This is a genomic window from Bacillus sp. AF23, assembly GCF_020861455.1.
GTDB classification, from domain to species: domain Bacteria; phylum Bacillota; class Bacilli; order Bacillales; family Bacillaceae; genus Bacillus; species Bacillus halotolerans.
The window spans coordinates 17925-35672 of sequence record NZ_JAJHVY010000015.1 but is presented as its reverse complement, the minus strand read 5'-3'; the positions used below and the strand labels follow the sequence as shown (position 1 = coordinate 35672).

Here is a 17748-nt window from a genome sequence, read left to right as displayed (position 1 = left end):
CATCGCCTCAATACGCAAAGACGTTTGCCTCTTAGGCAAACGTCTTTTTTGTGTTATCCGATTTTTGTTCCGTTTGGTAATGGTTGTTCAGGCTGAAGCAGGACGACATCGCCTTGGCCGGGAATGCCGCCGAGGACTAAGACTTCGGATTTAAAACCTGCAATTCGGCGCGGCGGGAAGTTCACGACAGCGATAATTTGTGTGTTGGCCAGTTCTTCTGAGCAATAGCGCTTTGTGATTTGCGCGCTTGATTGTTTAATGCCGATTTCTTCTCCAAAATCAATGAACAGTTTAATCGCCGGGACTCTTGCTTCAGGGAACTCTTCCGCTTTGATAATGGTGCCAGTTCTGATATCCAGTTTTTCAAAATCTTCAATTACAGCCATCATTATATCTCCTTTTTCTTACTATTTTAAAAGAGACACCAGCTAAATGTTTAACCAAAAGCTCATCTTTTTTTATCTGAATGAAAGGTATTCCGGTACATTCGGGGCGATACACCTGTACTTTTTGCAAACCATCTTGTAAAAGAAGAAAGGTTTTGAAAACCGAGCGATTGACTCACGACAGTCAGCGTAACATTTTTCTCAATCAGCATCCGTTTCGCTTCCTCAAGACGGAGGTCAGCTATATAGACTTGAGGGGACTTACCGGTCTGTTTCTTAAACCAGCTTGAATAGTAAGCTGGGTGATAATGTTCAATTTTCGCCAGCTTTTGTATTGTCAGCGGCTCAGACAAATGGCTATGGATGTATGCGATTGACGCATGAGTATGGGTTTGCAGTTTTTCTTTTATGTATTGAACAAGCAGGTGGAGCGTGTGCGCTGAGCGTGTGTGTGCTTCCTCTATTAATAAGTGCCTGATCGAAGACCAAAAAGGATCGATTGCAGCTTCAATCCCTGCGGCTGCATGATGCTCCTCAATTTTCATCGCCTGAAGCGGCACATCCAGCACAAGACATTCATTTCTGCCAATAGAGCGGAACCGATGCTCGCACTCTGGCGGAATATATAAAAATTGATCCGGCTTTAATTTGACCTGCCGATCCTCTGTTTCAAGATCGATATTCCCTTCAAGGGGAAAAAGAAATTGGCTGTATGCGTGCTTATGTGAGGAATAAAGGCGTGTATATGTCCGTTTTTCACAGATAATCTCTTGAAGCGAATTCATCAGCCATCCTCCTTTTTGATCCGGTAATGGTGTTCCGATATAGGCGAGAACCCGATTTTTTCATACAAAGAAACGGCGGCTGTGTTTTCTTTCATCACTTGCAAGTACATATACTTAGCTCCATTGTTCATTGACCATTCAGTCAGAGCCCTGATGACTTGGGTCCCTGCCCCTTTTCCTCTATGTTCCTTTGCTACTACAACGTTGCTGAGTCCGCCATAGCCATCGATAACGGAAGCCGTGCCCACTGCTGTCAGGCTGCCTTGGTCATACATAGTGAAAAAGGTTTTACACGGCTGCATTCGTTTGAAAATGCTTGTATAGCCGCAATGCCGTTCGGGTGAAAATGCTTCCAATCGGATAAAATCATCAATCCATGAAGACGATGACTCCCGCTCCCACTTATATGTAAATCGGCTGTTGTCAAAAGTACGATCTAAAATATCGCAGCATGTTGCTGTCATTTGAAAACATTCATCAATCTTTTCATATCCGCTGTCTGCCAGCGCATCATCCAGTCCTTCCGGAGATGCGTCACTGATTTGAACACAAACGGGCAGACCTAAACTTTTATAGAAATGCTCGATCTCTTTTTGGTAATCTCCTTCTGGCATGTCCGCCGATGTCCATACGCTGTTCGCCCGTTTGGTTACGCCAAAATTCGCTCTGAGAAGCCATTTCCCCATTCTTTTTTGAATATAAGACGGCCATGATGCTGCCGCTAATTGCTCAATTTTGTAAATATCATGCATAGCCTCTTGCCTCTCCCTTATATATACTGCATGATTTATTATACAATATTCAGAAATATAAGACATATATTATTTAGTTTACATAATACTTTTATTGTTTATTAACAGACCCGATAGAAATAATCGAATTGAAAATGCTAAGCTGTCTGAAATGTCTTCCTTTAATTCAAACGCTTCTTTTCCGATTAAAGTCGCGAATCCGTGCAGCAAGCTTCGCAGCCCTCTTGTTGCATGGATCACAGTCTGTTCGTTTGCATAACCGCTGTCAATAAGCAGTTTCGTGACAAGACGGACAATCTGGTTTGACAGGCTTTCAGCTCTTTCATCTTGAATTTTAAGCAAAGTCGCTTCATAATAACCCGGATTTTCAACTGCAAACCCAACATATGCATCGCCTAAAGATAGCAAGGCGGACTCCCCCTTCTGTTCTTTGACGGAATCAGCCATCTGATCAAAAAGCCTTGTCAAACCGCTAACGGCAAGCTCTGTTCTGATTCCCTGCAGCCCGCTTATGTGATTATACAGAGACGGGGGCCGCACATTCATTTTTTTAGAGAGTGCGGCTAGCGTCACGCCGTTTATTCCTTCCTGATCAGCAATCTCTGCCGCCGCCTCTATAATCATCTTTTGATGCAATCCTGCTCTCGGTGACATGGTCAGACCCCCTTCTTTGCTTTTTGAATTGCTAATTTCATCAATTGTTCTGGTGAAGCAAGGAAATTCCCATGTCCGACCGCGAGACAGCTCGGCGCCTTGTCAACAAGCCATTCCGCGCTTCTTACAGCAGCCTCCTTATTCCACGTGGCGAAGGCAGGAAAAGGAAATGACCATCTCATCTGGCCTGAGACGGCTATTCCCCCGCGTAATTGAAATGCATCCCCAGCTATTACAATTCCGTTTCTTGTGTCCAGAAACGACATGCTTCCCGGGGTATGACCTGGGCTTGAAATCGCAAGGAGAGAACCGATTGTTTCACCACCCGCCAGCAAAACGTCAGGCTTTGTTTTGATATTTTTTGGAATTCCTCCTTTTATAGGCGTCTGCGGTTCATCTTTTCGCAAAGAAACATCACCTTTTAACAAAAATGAATCACGCTCGGATATGACAACCTTTGCATGAGGGAAAGCTTGGGACAGTGCATCCAGCGAACCGACATGATCACCGTGCGCATGAGTCAATAAAATGTGTTGTAACGGTTTTCCAAGCTGATTCACTGCTTGGATAATCCCTTTATAGCTGTTCGGAAGACCAGTATCAATTAAGGTTACTTCATTTTCTTCCTCTACAAGATAACAATTGACCGGAAATAATGTCGGATAAAACGTAAGCTGCCGCACAGTTTGATTCTGAATGATTCTCATATGATACTCCTCCTGAATAAAAAACTAATGGTGTTAGTTTTATTATTAACTAATACCATTAGTTTTTCAAGAGTGTTATACCAAGTTTATGGCGACAAATATTTTAACCTGCGCCCGCTGCGGTGAAAGCGCACTTTGATCATATTGCTCAAAGTCTCCAGAAAACGTACGCAAATGGCGCTTGTCCCAAGACCAGATTTCCTTCCATGTGTCGAGTACAATGTCTTCAATAGGACCGATTCTTGAAGTGAAAACAGCATAAGCGGAAGCCGGTAAATATATATCCTCATAAGGTTTCGGAAGCATGTCGCTATGCTCGGTAAAAGCGCCGACAGAAAATGTGTAAAACCCTTTCTCCTGCTGTTCGTAATGAGAGTATAAAGCGATAATGCTCTGATCTTTTTTATTAGGCGGAAGTAACACGCTCGTATCCTGCTGCCAAAATCGATTCCATAAGAGCGGGATTTGTCTTTTTTCCGTCATTTCCAATGCATTGCTTGTTCTTTGTGACAGCCCTGAAAAGCGCTTCTGTTCTATATGTGTCATATGTGAATAGCTCATATGATACCTCCTTTTTACCTAGATTATAAAAGAAGAAACCTGACAGCATTGTGTCAGGTTTCATATATTTTTTGCATATGAAAAATCGTTTCTTTTACCTTTTCCCGGATATGAAGGGGTTCCAGGACCTCAATATCCTTGCCAAATTGCAGCAAGAAACCGATCAGCCATTGATCCTCAGGCAGAGATATCACCGCTCGGCAGGCTTCATTATCATCAAATAGAAGGACATCATTTCCAAACCATTCACTTATACGCTGATGCGCACCGGCCTGGACAAGAATGACCAGCTCAGTTAAACGATCCTTTCGATACCAATTCGCATCCCAAGGCAGAGTCTCCAGCTGTATGTCTTTTCTCTTATATGATTGCTGTAAAACAGTCAGATCTTTCATCCGGCTTAATTTAAAAAAGCGGAAATCGTTTCTAACCAGACAGTAGGCGTATAAATACCAGCGGCCTGTCTTGCACACCAACGTGTAAGGCTCTGTTTCACGGAGAAGTGTTTCCCCGTTTGCGTTTGTATATGTAAATGATATGGTTGACGACCGATCGATTGCATCACTGATGTTTTGTCGAAGCGCCTTTTGGTCCTCTGTTTGTCCCCATGCCGTCATGTCAATAAACCATTTTTCCGTTTCACGCTTAAATGCCTCTGCGTCCTGGTCAGGTATGAGATGTTTTATTTTTTGATATGCCGCGCTGTGAGAAGCGGGTTCATACATCGATGAGACGCTCTGCAAAGCGGAAGCAATAGCAAATAGCTCCTCTTCTTTCAGCCACTCTCTTTCAAGCCGATACCTTTCCATCACACTGATCCCGCCCCCGGCGCCTTGTGAGGTTACAATCGGAATGCCCGCTCTGCTGATCGTATCAATATCTCGGTACACCGTTCTGACTGATACTTCAAACAAATCAGCTAGCTCAGCAGCCTGCACTTGTTTTTTGCTGATTAATAACATCACCATCGCTAACATACGTTCCAGTTTCATTTTTCGCACCTTGTCTCCTGCTTTTATTTTCCAATATTATCATACCATTTTATGAGGCTTGGGCATATCTATTATGCAGCCTAAAGGCATCGTGCATATGTTATGAAAACAGGGGCCTCCCCTTCTTTTTTTATGGTCATTGTTTATTTAGACTACTAATTCAAAACGGATAAGCATACACTTCTCAACGGAGGGGATATCACATCATGCATCTTACACTTCAAAGCGTTTATCCTGTCGTGATTATCGTCTTTTTTCTGTATAAAAAAATCAAACGATCCATCGGATATCAGCCGCTGAAGCCTCGCTGGCTTTTTACTCGTATGATTCTTTTTTCAATGTTTGCATTCGGTCTCACCATCTTCAGTCTCATTCATCCTTTTTTATACGGATATTTCATTATCGGCATTCTCGGCGGAGGTCTGCTGGTTTTTTTCGCCAGGAAAAATCTCTCATTTGAAAAACGCAGAGGAAAAATTTATTTTCGGACTCATATTTGGGTAGAGCTTATTCTGCTAACCCTATTTCTATCGAGATTTCTTTATCGTGTAACAGAGCTGTACCTTGCCGCTCCTGATTTACACAGCCTGGGATCTTACAGCCAGTCTATCGGTACTGATCCTTTCACGATTGGCGTCTGTTTTCTGATCGCCGTATATTATATCGGTTTTTCCTCTATTGTCATCAAAATCAGCAGAAACGGGATGGAACAAAATGGGCACAGTAAAGAAAAAGACATCCTTGCGTAATCGCGACATGCGGCAGCAAGGATGTCTTTTTTAATCGTGTCTTGTATGATGGATCATTTGCTGAAGCACATCTAAAACATGCTCATCCTCGGGAGAATAGTAGATTGATGTTCCTTCTCTGCGCGATTTCACGAGCCGTAGATTTTTTAAAAACCTGAGCTGATGGGATACTGTTGATTGCAGTAAATTCAGTTTCTCCGCGATCCCGTTCACAGCATGTTCACCCTGAGAAAGCAAATGGAGAATTCTGATTCTCGTAGGATCAGAAAGCGCTTTGAAGGTTTGTGCGACCAGAAATAAAGTTTCTTCGTCCAAATCGGTCACCGTTTCATTCGCACGGTCCGTTTCTCGAAATTCAGTCATGTGTCTCACCTTTCTTATTTCATAGTTTTATCTTATAACAAATGTCCTTTCATGCAAACCTGTCTCTTCTTGTTCCAATTTAATCTCATAGTTTAAATTTATGTTTCAAATCAGGTTTTCACTTGGTCTGGTATACGTTCTGTGTCATAATGAAAAAGTCATACTGCTGCAAACATTGAGGGTGAAACACAGTGAAGAAAAAGAGAAAAGGCTGTTTCGCTGCTGCGGGTTTTATGATGATTTCTGTCTTTGTCATGGCCTCTTTTTTATTGGTCCTGCTTTTGTTCAACCGCGATTTAATCAAAAAACTTCCGATTGACACGAAAACAATTGTCCTCGAACGTTTAACTGATTATAAACCGCTGGTTGAGGACGAGCTTGAAAATCGGGGACTCTCCAATTATACATCGCTGATACTCGGCATGATGTATCAGGAGTCAAAAGGAAAAGGCAATGATCCGATGCAGTCCTCTGAATCTCTAGGGTTAAAGCGTAATGAGATAACAGACCCTCAACTCAGTATTAAACAAGGCATCAAGCAATTTACCCTCATGTACAAAACCGGTAAAGAAAAAGGTGTGGATTTGGATACGATTATTCAAAGCTACAACATGGGGGCAGGTTATATTGATTTTGTAGCTGAACATGGAGGAACGCATACTGAGGAACTGGCAAAACAATACTCCGAGCAGCAAGTCGAAAAAAATCCCGGGCTCTATACTTGCGGAGGAAATGAAAACAATTTCCGTTATCCGTATTGCTACGGTGATTACACGTACGCGGAAAAAGTAAAAGAAAAAACGAAAACTGTTGAAAAATCTTTACAAGTTGCAACACTTGAAACCATGGAATCAACGGCTCATTAAAGGAGCCTGTCAATTTACTGACAAAGCCCAAAACGATATTTGGGCTTTTGTTATGCTTACAAACCTCAAAAAAGCCATACAAAGTATGGCTTTTAATAATACGGTGATATCATCAAATATACAATAACGCCTGTAAGGCTGACATACAGCCAAAGCGGCATTGTCCATCTGGCAATTTTTTTATGGCGCTCAACCTGCATGCTGAAGCCTCTGATCAGCGTAAACAGCGCAAGCGGCACGATGATTGCAGAAAGGCAGATATGCGTAATTAAGATAAAGAAGTAAATCGGACGCATAATACCTTCTCCGCCATACAGCGTATTCTCCGCAATCGAATGGTATGTGACATAGCAAATCAAAAACAATAATGTTGTCGTAAAAGCTGCTAAAATAAAGCGTTTATGCGCCTTAATGTTTTTTTGTTTAATCATAATCAGTGCCGCCAATAAGAAGATAAACGTAAAGCTGTTGAATATCGCATTCAGCATCGGCAAAATGTGAATATTCGCATGGCTGAACTGATCTAATTTAGGCATAAAAAACAGCACTGCGATTAAACCGTTAATCAGAACTGTCAGTGTAAGGACAATTCCAGTATAATTTTTCGGTTTATTTTCTGTTTGATTCATTTGGTGACCTCTCCTAATTTGTACTGGCTATCCAAATCGTATGCAAATTCAACAGAGATGTCAACGTTTTCGATGGCTTCGTCAGAAATTAGACACACTTCAGAAGGCCGGTGCATTAAAAGCACCAGCCTTTTGGTTTATGCCTCTTGCATTAAATGATCAACAACCTTATGTTCATTTTCATTCAGCAAATTTTTTTGGATTTTCGAGTGAATGGGTTTGGTCATATGCTGATCAAGGATGTCAGCCGTTTCTTTATCACCGGCAATGATCATCCGCTCCCATTTTTTTGCCGCGGCCTTTTGGTCGAGGTTGGCCGCCAGCCGCTTGTACAGTCTCGTTTGATTCTCCGTTACATGATTCTTCAGCTGTTCCTCTTCTAATGAAGCCGATGCGGTTTTAAAAGACTGGCTGCTCTCCCATGATTCATTGATTACGTCATATTCATAATGTTCCACTGCTTCAATTTTGCCTAAAACGGTTTCTATAATTTTCACTTCATTTTGCTGCGTTAAAATAAAAGCCGTGCTTGGATACGTTTTGCGCAAATTCTCCAGCTGATCAAGTACAGCTGTCTCTTCCCAGTAAAATTTTGTTTCAACAGGAATTTGAAGCCTGATCGCTTCCCATATACCGCTATTCGAAACAAAAAACACGAGGCTGCGCGGCATGTTTTTTCCTATTCCGTTAAGGTGCTGATAGATTTTGTCCGTGATTGCATTCAGACACTTTTCTTCCTCCGGGTCACTTGCTGCCAGATATTCTTTTAATCTGCCGAACCCTGACTTAAGGGCAATTTTCCATTCTCCCCCTTGCTGCTCTGGATCCCTCATATCTGTGTTGAGATATAACGAGAGAATTTTGTCCGGGGGTTCCAATTGGACATAACGCAATTTCTTAATCAATGAATCAATCGGCATTCATATTCCTCCTTTTGCAACGGATTACTTTTCTTTTTCCTCTCTTAAAACCAATCAAACCTTCCTTGCACTAAATTCTAGCAATTATGGATTTATCATTTACAAACGCCTCTTCTATCTACTACAATTGGTTACTGTGTTTCTAACTATTTTTTGAAAGGGGTTTGATTTTGATTACCACTAAGGAAAAAAACCGCCAAGAGCTTGAAGAAGAGCTGAATCATTTAGAATTTCAAATTTATCGCATGCAGGAAAATATAAAGGATCTATCGAAAGATGCCAGAGTGCTTGGTATTGATCAATCGAAAGATGAAGATTGGATGATTGTTTCCTCGATTGATGATGGCCAAACATGCAAGATTATGCTCACAGATTGTGAAACAGCTTATAGAGGGAAAAGCTGCTTTTCGCTTGTAGCATCCTATCAGGACGATGCCATTCATATTGGGGATATTAAAGGACCTCCGAATTACGGCTTCGGTTCTATTTGTATGAAATATTTAAAAGATATTGCCAGAGACTGCAATATCCCGAAAGTCACCGGCGATATAGCCAAACGGGATTGGAATCATGTGGACAGACTCATTCATTTTTATGAAAAGCATCAATTTGAAGTATCCATTGACTACGATACACAATCAGGAAGCATTAAATGGACGGATTTCTAAAAAAGTCTGGAAGAATATGCCGAGATATGCTGTAATGGTGTAAAACTGTTTAGGAGGACCTGAAGAGTGTTTGCACCCAAACTGAAACCGGGAGACGAAATTCGAATTGTGTCTCCCGCCACCAGCATGTCCGTATTAACAAATGAAGCAAAGTTGCACGCAAAAACGACATTAGAACGATTGGGTTTTCGGGTGACCATTGCTGAACACGCAGAGGAATTAAACGAATTCCAGTCATCCTCTATCGAATCAAGAGTAAGTGATCTGCACAGCGCCTTTTTTGATCCCAATGTCAAAGCTATTTTAACAACACTCGGCGGATTCAACAGCAATCAGCTGCTGCGTTATCTTGATTACGAGAAAATCAAACAGAATCCAAAAATTCTTTGCGGCTATTCCGATATTACGGCTCTCGCCAATGCCATTTATCAAAAAACCGGTCTCGTTACATATTCAGGCCCCCACTTTTCTACATTTGCAATGAAAAAAGGATTGGACTATATAAAAGATTATTTTCTGGCTTGCTGCGCTTCGGATGAAGCCTTTGAAATCCTGCCATCACAAGAGTGGAGTGATGATCAATGGTTTTCAGATCAAGAAAACAGGCACTTTCACCCTCATTCCGGTCCTATTGTGATCCAGGATGGTTATGCTGAAGGCACATTGATTGGCGGCAACCTGTGTACACTTAATTTGCTGCAGGGCACGGAGTATTTTCCTGAAACAGAAAATACAATTTTACTGATTGAAGATGATTATATGTCAGACGCAAATATGTTTGACCGCGATTTACAATCGCTCATCCACCTCCCTTCTTTTTCAAATGTAAAGGGGATATTGATCGGCAGGTTCCAAAAAGCATCAAACGTATCAATAGATCATGTAAAAGCCATGATTAGATCAAAAAAAGAATTATCCGGCCTCCCCGTCATCGCAAACATAAATGCCGGGCATACCTCTCCAATTGCCACGTTCCCTATAGGGGGAACATGCAGGATTGAAGCTGATTCGGGCAAATCACGAATATGGATCGACAAGCATTAAACAGCTTACTGCACGAGGGCATATGACAAGTGTCATGTATGATGCATGATGTGTGCTACTACAAAGGACTCCTCTCATTAGCGTATACTTAACCGAGACACACAATGAGAGGATACTTACTATGACTGAAAAAACCATTGCCCATAAACAAAAACTGCTGACAAAGCAAGTCGCTGCTTTTGCTCAGCCAGAAACAAAAAACAGTCTGATTCAGCTTTTAAACACGTTTATTCCTTTCTTCGGACTGTGGTTTCTTGCTTATTTCAGCCTCAATGTCTCCTATCTTCTTACTTTAGCTTTAACAGTGATTGCCGCAGGGTTTTTAACCAGAATTTTCATTATCTTTCATGACTGCTGCCATCAATCATTTTTCAAACAAAAGCGCTATAACCATATTCTCGGTTTTCTGACAGGTGTTCTGACTTTATTCCCTTACCTTCAATGGCAGCACAGCCATTCGATTCATCACGCGACCAGCAGCAATCTGGATAAACGCGGAACAGGCGACATCTGGCTGTTAACGGTAAACGAATATAAAGCCGCACCTAGACGCACAAAACTTGCATACAGACTTTATAGAAATCCGTTTATCATGTTTATTCTCGGACCAATTTATGTTTTTCTGATCACCAACCGTTTTAACAAAAAAGGCGCAAGACGTAAGGAGCGTGTGAACACGTACCTTACAAACCTGGCAATTGTGTCATTGGCTGCTGTTTGCTGCCTGATCTTTGGCTGGCAATCGTTTTTGCTGGTGCAAGGCCCTATCTTTCTGATCTCAGGTTCAATCGGCGTGTGGCTGTTTTATGTACAGCATACATTTGAAGACTCTTATTTTGAAGCAGATGAAAACTGGAGCTACGTTCAGGCCGCTGTGGAAGGCAGTTCATTTTATAAACTCCCGAAACTCCTTCAATGGCTGACAGGCAATATCGGTTACCACCACGTTCACCATTTGAGCCCAAAGGTCCCCAACTATAAGCTTGAAGTTGCTCATGAACATCACGAACCATTAAAAAACGTACCGACAATCACCTTAAAAACAAGCCTGCAATCACTCGCATTCCGGCTTTGGGATGAAGACAAAAAACAATTTGTGTCATTTCGGGATATCAAACAAATATCTTTCCGCCTTCCGCCTGATTCAACAGAAAAACAGAAGCTGCGGAAGAACGCCTGACAATTAGGAGGTCTTCTTATACAACAAGAAGGCTTCCTTTTTATTGTTCGGTGGTGCAATCTGGCTTTCACAATGGTAAAGTTACATTTAAGATGAAAAGCTGAAAATGAGGTTATATCATGATCAAAAAGCATTTTACATTTCAAAAACTAAGCGGGATCACGCCTTATATATGGACGATATTTTTCATCCTGCCCTTCTACTTTATATTTAAATCAACTTCTACAGTTGTTATTATCGTCGGAATTATTTTGACGCTTTTATTTTTTTCAGTTTATCGATTTGCTTTTGTCTCAAAAGGCTGGGCCATTTATTTGTGGGCGTTTCTGCTAATCGGCATTTCAACAGCCTCCATTACGCTGTTCAGTTATATTTATTTTGCTTTTTTTATCGCGTATTTTATTGGAAACATAAAAGAACGCGTCCCTTTCCACATTTTATATTACGTACATTTAATAAGCGCAGCCGTCGCAGCGAATTTCAGTCTTGTGTTAAAAAAGGAATTCTTTCTGACACAAATTCCTTTTGTAGTCATTACCCTCATCAGTGCAATTTTATTGCCGTTCAGTATCAGAAGCCGCAAGGAGCGCGAACGGCTGGAAGAAAAACTTGAATTTGCAAATGAACGGATTGCCGATTTGGTAAAATTAGAAGAAAGGCAGCGAATTGCCCGCGATCTCCACGATACGCTTGGTCAAAAGCTTTCTCTTATCGGTTTAAAAAGCGACTTGGCGAGAAAATTAATATACAAAGATCCTGAACAAGCAACGCGTGAGCTGAAAAGTGTTCAGCAAACAGCGAGAACTTCTTTAAATGAAGTAAGAAAAATCGTATCCTCTATGAAAGGCATCCGGCTCAAGGATGAAATCATAAACATCAAACAAATTCTCGAAGCAGCTGACATTACATTTATCTACGAAGATGAGAAAATGCCCGAAAATATCTCATTGCTTAATGAAAACATTTTGAGCATGTGCTTAAAGGAAGCTGTCACAAATGTCGTGAAACACAGTCAGGCTAAAACATGCCGAGTTGATATTCAGGAGCTCTGGAAGGAAGTTGTTATTACAGTGTCTGACGATGGAACATTTCAAGGAAGAGACACGTGCTTTTCAAAAGGACATGGCTTACTCGGTATGAGAGAGCGTCTTGAATTTGCAAACGGGAGCCTTCACATCGACACCAAAAACGGAACCAAGCTTACCATGACGATTCCTAATAACTCAAAATAAACAAAAAGGATGGCTTACATGATTAGTATATTTATTGCGGAAGATCAGCAAATGCTGCTGGGCGCTTTAGGGTCACTATTAAACTTAGAAGACGATATGAAAGTTGTCGGCAAAGGAACAACCGGACAGGATGCTGTCGAATTCGCAAAAAAACATCAGCCCGATGTATGCATTATGGACATTGAAATGCCCGGAAAGACGGGGCTTGAAGCTGCTGAGGAATTAAAGGATACAGATTGCAAAATTATTATCTTAACCACTTTTGCCCGCCCCGGCTACTTTCAGAGAGCCATTAAAGCCGGCGTTAAAGGCTATTTGTTGAAGGACAGTCCGAGTGAAGAGCTCGCGAGCGCCATCCGAAGCGTCATGAACGGAAAGCGTATCTACGCACCTGAGCTGATGGAGGATATGTATAGCGAGGCCAACCCTCTCACAGATAGAGAAAAAGAAGTGCTCAAACTTGTGGCTGACGGAAAAAACACAAAAGAAATCGCCCAAGAACTCAGCATTAAAAGCGGGACGGTGCGAAATTATATCTCTATGATTCTAGAAAAACTTGAAGTGAAAAACCGTATAGAAGCCATTACGCGTTCAAAGGAAAAAGGGTGGTTTAAGTAAAAGAGGATCTTGGCATATGTCCAAGATCCTCTTTTGTTCATCTGCTACTCCCCACGCTGAAAACAGGAGATATGTTGCCGCTCCAAGAATGAAAATAACACATCACATGACGCATGACGCCATCTTGACGTGCTTCCATGGTGTAATATCAACCTGCGGGTCATAATCAGGCTTGTATTCAATTTAGGAACCGCAGCAAATGCCGGTACTCTTTTCGTAAAGAAACCACGAGGACATTAAAGAACCTGATCACCTCTTGAAGATTGTATACTGGAAGGCATATCACACGAATCTTTCATAGACAGAACAAAAGAGGAGTAAACACATGATCTACTCCTCTATTTAGTTTCTTGCCCCTTCACTTCTTCATAGTCTGGTGTTTTCTTTGATAAACCAAGGCGTCATTTTCGCCGTTCATTGTTCATTGGCATATCATCCACCTCTTGATGATAGCTGTATAGCTCTATGGCGCGTATAAAACAAATGGTGCGATGACATGGATACAATCCCGAGGGCTGCAACAAAAATGCGCCCTGATTTGACAATTTCACCTTCACCATCATCTGGCTTGAACATTGGCTTGTATATATTTAATGTAAACGAGGTAACTGTACTGTTTACAGCCCCACTGAAAGAGCTTAAAATCACCCTGAATAAAATAGCGGCAAAAACACCATTAAGCGACGCTGGCAATAAGTCGACGATCTCGAGGGTATACAGTGGCAGCATCTCTATTCCGAAGCCATACAAATGAAAAGGCAGTCACTCCCGGAACTACTATATAATACACTCCGATCAGTTTAAAAACCTGCTAAAAAAGCCCCTGTCCTTCATCTGAATGTTTAGCGCCTAACGCACGCTAAACAAATTGCATGTTCATAAATACAGGTGATTCAACTAATAAACCTGTTAAAATCGTCGGCCAGGATACATCTGCCGAATTACAAATATCGATTTTATGTTATGCAGTCAGTCTTGCAATTCCGCTCTCAAAGCTGCCATCTTCGACTGCAAGAACGCCGAGAACCACAAAAAAAAAATCGTCTAAAATTAAATCAATTCCGTATATCACATCTGCTAAAAGCAGCTGCTATCAGCCCCCCAAAAAATGTAGCAGTCGTTACGCAATAATGAAGGAAATCAGCTAAACCATCATGAACGTGCTGATGCCAAACGTCTCCGTAAAGCGGAAGACAAGAGCCTTGAATACAGCATTGTTGCTGGAATGAAACAGCATAACCTATGATCAAATCGCTGCTCCAAAAAATCAGGTATCGCCATGACTCCTGTTTTTAAGTAACGCGGGCGGCGCACTTGCTTCCCAAGACATGCTGTCATAGAGCCCGCGTAGCTTTGTCCATTTAACCCGGCCATCAGCTCAGTTGATAAATTCGTTATAAAAGAGAGCTTTCAATATATAAAACAGTGAGGCTCCTCCCCTAAGAAATAAGGTTAGAGTATGAACGATACAATAATCATAGCAAAAACCAACAACACCTTCCGCAAAGACAGTAGATGACAGGAGCGTTTACCTTCTATTCATCGAAATCAGAAGGAGCACAATTTTTCTTTTATCAGCATATTATGTTTTACGTCTCTAAAAAACAAAAAAAGGACACGAGCTTAGAGCTACATGTCCTTTAACTTCATCTATTCTATTAATTTAACACTTTTACACTTACTGTTCTGACGCCCCAATTATGTGCATCACTTTTGTTTGGTACAAATACGTCAATTTTATTTCCTTTTATTGCGCCGCCAGTGTCTGCTGCTGTTGCTTCTCCATAACCTTCAACATAGACTTTAGAACCTAGCGGAATCACGTTTGGATCAACCGCAATAACTTTAGCATTCGGGTTCTTGTTTAAGTCGATGCCTGTTGCTGTAACGCCGGAAATGCCGCCGTCGTTAGCAGAGTAAGCAGTAGCAGTAACAGTTAGTTCTTTTGCCGCTTCTTGTTGATTTGTATTAGATTCAACAGCCTTTTCTTCTGTTTTAACAGAAGTTTCTGCTGCAGCCTTTGTTTCTTGTTTTGGTTGCTGTTGAACAGCTTCTTGTTTAGGTTGCTCTTTTTGCACAGCCTCTTGTTTTGTTTCAGTTTGAGGTGCGCTTGTTTGCGCATTCTCAGTCACTGTGTTTGCTGCTGTTGCCTGACCTTTTACTGAAAGTGCAGATCCAGCATAGATCATGTCAGAGCTTAAGTTATTCCAAACTTTCAGGTTGTTAACTGTCGTACCGAATTTTTGAGCAATCTTAGAAAGCGTATCTCCCGCTTTAATTGTATATTGCCCAGAAGTGGTTGTTTCTTCTGAAGAAATGGTCAGTTTTTCTCCCGCAATGATTGTATCAGAAGTTAACTTGTTCCATTCTTTTAGGTCCTTTAGGTTCACTCCGTTTTTCTGAGAGATCCCCCAGAGCGTATCACCCTTTTGCACCGTGATTTCTTTTGCAGAAGCGTGAGCTCCGAATGCAGTTGTTGAAAGTGCTGCAACTGCTACAAAGGACATAATCGTCTTCTTCATAAGTAAATCCTCCCTTGTTAGCTTTTTATTGGCGGCTAACAGGTGATATCGTAACACATGTAAATGTCAAATCAATAACAAAAAGATATGATTTAGATTACAGTTCCTTTACATGAAGGATTTCTCTCCGTTGGAAAGTCTTACTGAACCCTTGATGTAATAGGCTTTTCAAGTCTTTTAAGTTCGAGTCAAAAAAAAGAAAAGAAAATGTGTTTTTCAAAGAAAAAAAGGTTGATTTATGCTTTTTTCGAGTCTGTCACCTGTACATAAGCTTGTATTTCTTCTAAAAAAAGCCGGCCATATTTTGCTCTTTTTTGTTCTCCGACTCCTTTTACAGATAAAAGTTCCTCATCATTTACAGGCTGTTTTCCTGACATATCTTTCAGTGTCTGATCAGAAAAAACGACAAAAGGCGGGACGCCCTGCTCTGCTGCAATTTGCTTGCGTAAGGTGCGCAGCCGTTCAAACAGCTCATCATTTTCCGTAATGGCTTCTGCTTTTAATGCTTCTTTTCTCGCTACTGATAATTCGCCTCTCAGCACATTTCTCCCTTTTCCGCTTACAAAAAGAGTCGGAAATGTTCCATCTGACATCCTAATAAATTCGTCAGCAATCAGAAATTCAATGAAGTCGCTGATTTCACCAACTGATTGGTGCTTTAATATTCCGTATGTTGAAAGGCTGCTAAAGCCGTTTTCGAGCACTTTTTTATTTTTTGATCCAGCGAGCACCTGGGCAACCATCGTCTTCCCAAAACGTTCATTCATGCGAATGATACACGATAAGACCATTTGTGCTTCTCTCGTCACGTCATGGGCTGTTCTTGTATCTGTGCAGTTTCCGCACTGTCCGCAGGCTTCAGCTTCCTTTTCTCCGAAATACATCAGAATAAATCGCTGCAAACAATCTTCCGTATGGCAGTAGTCAACCATTTGCCGCAGTTTTTTCAAGTCCTGCTTTTTCTTCTCTTCATTTTCCGATTGCTCGATTAAAAAGCGCTGCACCATAATATCCTGCGGAGAAAATAAAAGCACACATTCACTGTCGAGGCCATCCCTGCCAGCTCGTCCCGCCTCCTGATAGTAGCTTTCCATATCTTTCGGGATTTGTGCATGAAGAACAAACCTGATATTTGATTTATCGATGCCCATGCCGAAAGCAGATGTGGCAACCATGACCTGCAGCTCATCGTTCAGAAACCTTTCCTGCTGTTCTTTTCTGACTTCGTCCTGTAAGCCCCCGTGATACCGCCCTGCGCTGATCTGATTTCGTTTTAATCGCTCATATATCCGATCTGCTTCTTTTCTTGTCGCCGTATAGACAATGCCTGCTTCATGTTTGTTTCTTTTTACATACTCTTCAATAAAACGATCTTTGTTTTCCCCCTTTGCAACTTTTAAAGTCAGATTGTCACGGGAGAAACCGGTATACACCGTGTTTTCTTTTTGAATATGCAGCTGGCTGCATATATCATCATGCACCTCAGGTGTTGCTGTTGCCGTTAATGCCATGATGACGGGTTTGTCATTTAACTCACGAAACAGAATTTCAATGTTTCTGTAGCTTGGCCTGAAATCATGGCCCCATTGAGAAATACAGTGCGCTTCATCTATTGCTACTAGAGGAACGTCAATGCTTTGCAAAATACGAATAAATTCTGTTGACGTTAACCGCTCTGGTGTAATGTAAAAAAGCTTATAAGCTCCTTCTTTCAGCCCGTTCAGCCTTTCATATATCTCTTGATTGGTTTGCGTGCTGTTGATGTAAGCAGCTCTGATTCCCGCTTCTTCAAGAGCATCAACCTGATCCTTCATTAAGGAAATTAACGGTGAAATGACAATAGTTGTTCCTTCAAGTATCAATGCCGGAATTTGATAGCAAATTGATTTCCCCCCGCCTGTCGGCATGATGCAGGCCGTGTTTTGTCTCGCTTCTGTCACCGAACGGATGGCTTCCTCCTGCCCTCTGCGCAGCTTTTCATAACCGAAATAATGCGCCAAAAGAGATTGGGCTTTATGTAACATAACGTGTAACCCTCGCTTTTCCTTCAATTTCTCCCATCATATCACAAAAAATAACCCTGCATTTCTTCTCAGATGGAAATTGAATTTTCGATATAA

The 17748-nt window shown here is 41.5% G+C and carries 20 protein-coding genes and 1 pseudogene; 7 read left to right on the top strand and 14 right to left on the bottom strand.

Annotated features, from left to right (window positions below; translation table 11 throughout):
- Positions 1 to 53: 53 nt before the first annotated feature.
- The 7 genes from csaA to LNN34_RS05780 all read right to left on the bottom strand — a co-directional run bounded on the left by csaA (position 54) and on the right by LNN34_RS05780 (position 4837).
- A complete protein-coding gene (csaA, locus tag LNN34_RS05810) occupies positions 54 to 386 on the bottom strand; it encodes a chaperone CsaA (RefSeq protein ID WP_044155587.1) in 333 nt (110 codons plus the stop codon).
- Positions 387 to 448: 62 nt separating this feature from the next.
- Complete coding sequence (locus LNN34_RS05805; RefSeq protein ID WP_044155585.1) at positions 449 to 1171, bottom strand: AraC family transcriptional regulator; 723 nt, start codon at positions 1169 to 1171, stop codon at positions 449 to 451.
- Positions 1171 to 1923, bottom strand: a complete 753-nt coding sequence (locus LNN34_RS05800; RefSeq protein ID WP_059293261.1) for a GNAT family N-acetyltransferase — start codon at positions 1921 to 1923, stop codon at positions 1171 to 1173. The genes LNN34_RS05805 and LNN34_RS05800 overlap by 1 nt, the downstream gene beginning before the upstream one ends.
- A 78-nt stretch (positions 1924 to 2001) precedes the next feature.
- Entirely contained in the window at positions 2002 to 2577 is a 576-nt protein-coding gene (locus LNN34_RS05795) for a TetR/AcrR family transcriptional regulator (protein WP_059293262.1), read from the bottom strand.
- Positions 2578 to 2579: 2 nt separating this feature from the next.
- Positions 2580 to 3284, bottom strand: a complete 705-nt coding sequence (locus LNN34_RS05790) for an MBL fold metallo-hydrolase (RefSeq protein ID WP_069487360.1) — start codon at positions 3282 to 3284, stop codon at positions 2580 to 2582.
- A 75-nt stretch (positions 3285 to 3359) separates the two neighbouring features.
- Complete coding sequence (locus LNN34_RS05785; RefSeq protein WP_229042966.1) at positions 3360 to 3845, bottom strand: GyrI-like domain-containing protein; 486 nt, start codon at positions 3843 to 3845, stop codon at positions 3360 to 3362.
- Between the two features lie 53 nt (positions 3846 to 3898).
- The gene (locus LNN34_RS05780) at positions 3899 to 4837 is read right to left on the bottom strand and encodes a helix-turn-helix transcriptional regulator (RefSeq protein ID WP_229042965.1); all 939 of its coding nucleotides are present in this window, start codon (positions 4835 to 4837) and stop codon (positions 3899 to 3901) included.
- Positions 4838 to 5043: 206 nt separating this feature from the next.
- On the opposite strand from LNN34_RS05780, the gene csk22 reads away from it, so the two are divergent.
- On the top strand, positions 5044 to 5586 hold the full coding sequence (csk22, locus tag LNN34_RS05775; protein WP_229042964.1) for a mother cell-specific sporulation protein Csk22: 543 nt from the start codon (positions 5044 to 5046) through the stop codon (positions 5584 to 5586).
- A 30-nt stretch (positions 5587 to 5616) separates the two neighbouring features.
- Here csk22 and czrA read toward each other — a convergent pair whose 3' ends face one another.
- Positions 5617 to 5949: a Zn(II)-responsive metalloregulatory transcriptional repressor CzrA gene (czrA, locus tag LNN34_RS05770; protein ID WP_024121707.1), complete on the bottom strand. Its 333-nt coding sequence runs from the start codon at positions 5947 to 5949 to the stop codon at positions 5617 to 5619.
- 191 nt (positions 5950 to 6140) lie between these two features.
- Here czrA and LNN34_RS05765 point away from each other — a divergent pair, with 191 nt between their 5' ends.
- Complete coding sequence (locus LNN34_RS05765) at positions 6141 to 6815, top strand: lysozyme family protein (protein WP_024121708.1); 675 nt, start codon at positions 6141 to 6143, stop codon at positions 6813 to 6815.
- A 92-nt stretch (positions 6816 to 6907) separates the two neighbouring features.
- On the opposite strand, the gene LNN34_RS05760 is transcribed toward LNN34_RS05765, so the two are convergent.
- Together LNN34_RS05760 and LNN34_RS05755 are read right to left on the bottom strand one after the other, a co-directional pair.
- Positions 6908 to 7444, bottom strand: coding sequence for a DUF420 domain-containing protein (locus LNN34_RS05760; RefSeq protein WP_003231280.1), 537 nt, complete (start codon positions 7442 to 7444; stop codon positions 6908 to 6910).
- Between the two features lie 137 nt (positions 7445 to 7581).
- Complete coding sequence (locus LNN34_RS05755; protein WP_099043026.1) at positions 7582 to 8364, bottom strand: VLRF1 family aeRF1-type release factor; 783 nt, start codon at positions 8362 to 8364, stop codon at positions 7582 to 7584.
- 170 nt (positions 8365 to 8534) lie between these two features.
- Between LNN34_RS05755 and LNN34_RS05750 the strand changes: the two genes are divergently transcribed.
- From LNN34_RS05750 to desR, 5 genes are all read left to right on the top strand, one after another.
- Positions 8535 to 9032 (top strand): hypothetical protein, encoded by a 498-nt coding sequence (locus LNN34_RS05750; RefSeq protein ID WP_024121710.1) that lies wholly within the window; start codon positions 8535 to 8537, stop codon positions 9030 to 9032.
- 66 nt (positions 9033 to 9098) lie between these two features.
- Positions 9099 to 10076 carry a S66 family peptidase gene (locus LNN34_RS05745; RefSeq protein ID WP_215510434.1) on the top strand — a complete coding sequence of 326 codons (978 nt, stop codon included), beginning with the start codon at positions 9099 to 9101 and terminating at the stop codon, positions 10074 to 10076.
- A gap of 121 nt (positions 10077 to 10197) precedes the next feature.
- Positions 10198 to 11256, top strand: a complete 1059-nt coding sequence (desE, locus tag LNN34_RS05740; RefSeq protein ID WP_044155570.1) for a fatty acid desaturase DesE — start codon at positions 10198 to 10200, stop codon at positions 11254 to 11256.
- A gap of 119 nt (positions 11257 to 11375) precedes the next feature.
- On the top strand, positions 11376 to 12488 hold the full coding sequence (locus LNN34_RS05735) for a sensor histidine kinase (protein ID WP_044155565.1): 1113 nt from the start codon (positions 11376 to 11378) through the stop codon (positions 12486 to 12488).
- 18 nt (positions 12489 to 12506) lie between these two features.
- Complete coding sequence (desR, locus tag LNN34_RS05730; protein WP_229042963.1) at positions 12507 to 13106, top strand: two-component system response regulator DesR; 600 nt, start codon at positions 12507 to 12509, stop codon at positions 13104 to 13106.
- Positions 13107 to 13444: 338 nt separating this feature from the next.
- On the opposite strand, the pseudogene LNN34_RS05725 reads toward desR, so the two are convergent.
- The 4 genes and pseudogenes from LNN34_RS05725 to recQ form a co-directional block, all read right to left on the bottom strand.
- A pseudogene (locus LNN34_RS05725) lies at positions 13445 to 13521 on the bottom strand (lipoprotein); the annotation flags it as partial.
- Between the two features lie 17 nt (positions 13522 to 13538).
- A complete protein-coding gene (locus LNN34_RS05720) occupies positions 13539 to 13835 on the bottom strand; it encodes a sodium:solute symporter family transporter (protein WP_229043067.1) in 297 nt (98 codons plus the stop codon).
- 929 nt (positions 13836 to 14764) lie between these two features.
- Complete coding sequence (locus tag LNN34_RS05715) at positions 14765 to 15628, bottom strand: LysM peptidoglycan-binding and 3D domain-containing protein (RefSeq protein WP_044155560.1); 864 nt, start codon at positions 15626 to 15628, stop codon at positions 14765 to 14767.
- A 236-nt stretch (positions 15629 to 15864) separates the two neighbouring features.
- On the bottom strand, positions 15865 to 17652 hold the full coding sequence (recQ, locus tag LNN34_RS05710; protein ID WP_229042962.1) for a DNA helicase RecQ: 1788 nt from the start codon (positions 17650 to 17652) through the stop codon (positions 15865 to 15867).
- Positions 17653 to 17748: the final 96 nt, after the last annotated feature.

Coding starts and splice junctions, on each gene's coding strand:
- csaA (WP_044155587.1), bottom strand. CDS start 386: ATGGCTGTAATTGAAGATTTTGAAAAACTGGATATCAGAACTGGCACC.
- LNN34_RS05805 (WP_044155585.1), bottom strand. CDS start 1,171: ATGAATTCGCTTCAAGAGATTATCTGTGAAAAACGGACATATACACGC.
- LNN34_RS05800 (WP_059293261.1), bottom strand. CDS start 1,923: ATGCATGATATTTACAAAATTGAGCAATTAGCGGCAGCATCATGGCCG.
- LNN34_RS05795 (WP_059293262.1), bottom strand. CDS start 2,577: ATGTCACCGAGAGCAGGATTGCATCAAAAGATGATTATAGAGGCGGCG.
- LNN34_RS05790 (WP_069487360.1), bottom strand. CDS start 3,284: ATGAGAATCATTCAGAATCAAACTGTGCGGCAGCTTACGTTTTATCCG.
- LNN34_RS05785 (WP_229042966.1), bottom strand. CDS start 3,845: ATGAGCTATTCACATATGACACATATAGAACAGAAGCGCTTTTCAGGG.
- LNN34_RS05780 (WP_229042965.1), bottom strand. CDS start 4,837: ATGAAACTGGAACGTATGTTAGCGATGGTGATGTTATTAATCAGCAAA.
- csk22 (WP_229042964.1), top strand. CDS start 5,044: ATGCATCTTACACTTCAAAGCGTTTATCCTGTCGTGATTATCGTCTTT.
- czrA (WP_024121707.1), bottom strand. CDS start 5,949: ATGACTGAATTTCGAGAAACGGACCGTGCGAATGAAACGGTGACCGAT.
- LNN34_RS05760 (WP_003231280.1), bottom strand. CDS start 7,444: ATGAATCAAACAGAAAATAAACCGAAAAATTATACTGGAATTGTCCTT.
- LNN34_RS05755 (WP_099043026.1), bottom strand. CDS start 8,364: ATGCCGATTGATTCATTGATTAAGAAATTGCGTTATGTCCAATTGGAA.
- desE (WP_044155570.1), top strand. CDS start 10,198: ATGACTGAAAAAACCATTGCCCATAAACAAAAACTGCTGACAAAGCAA.
- LNN34_RS05735 (WP_044155565.1), top strand. CDS start 11,376: ATGATCAAAAAGCATTTTACATTTCAAAAACTAAGCGGGATCACGCCT.
- desR (WP_229042963.1), top strand. CDS start 12,507: ATGATTAGTATATTTATTGCGGAAGATCAGCAAATGCTGCTGGGCGCT.
- LNN34_RS05720 (WP_229043067.1), bottom strand. CDS start 13,835: ATGCTGCCACTGTATACCCTCGAGATCGTCGACTTATTGCCAGCGTCG.
- LNN34_RS05715 (WP_044155560.1), bottom strand. CDS start 15,628: ATGAAGAAGACGATTATGTCCTTTGTAGCAGTTGCAGCACTTTCAACA.
- recQ (WP_229042962.1), bottom strand. CDS start 17,652: ATGTTACATAAAGCCCAATCTCTTTTGGCGCATTATTTCGGTTATGAA.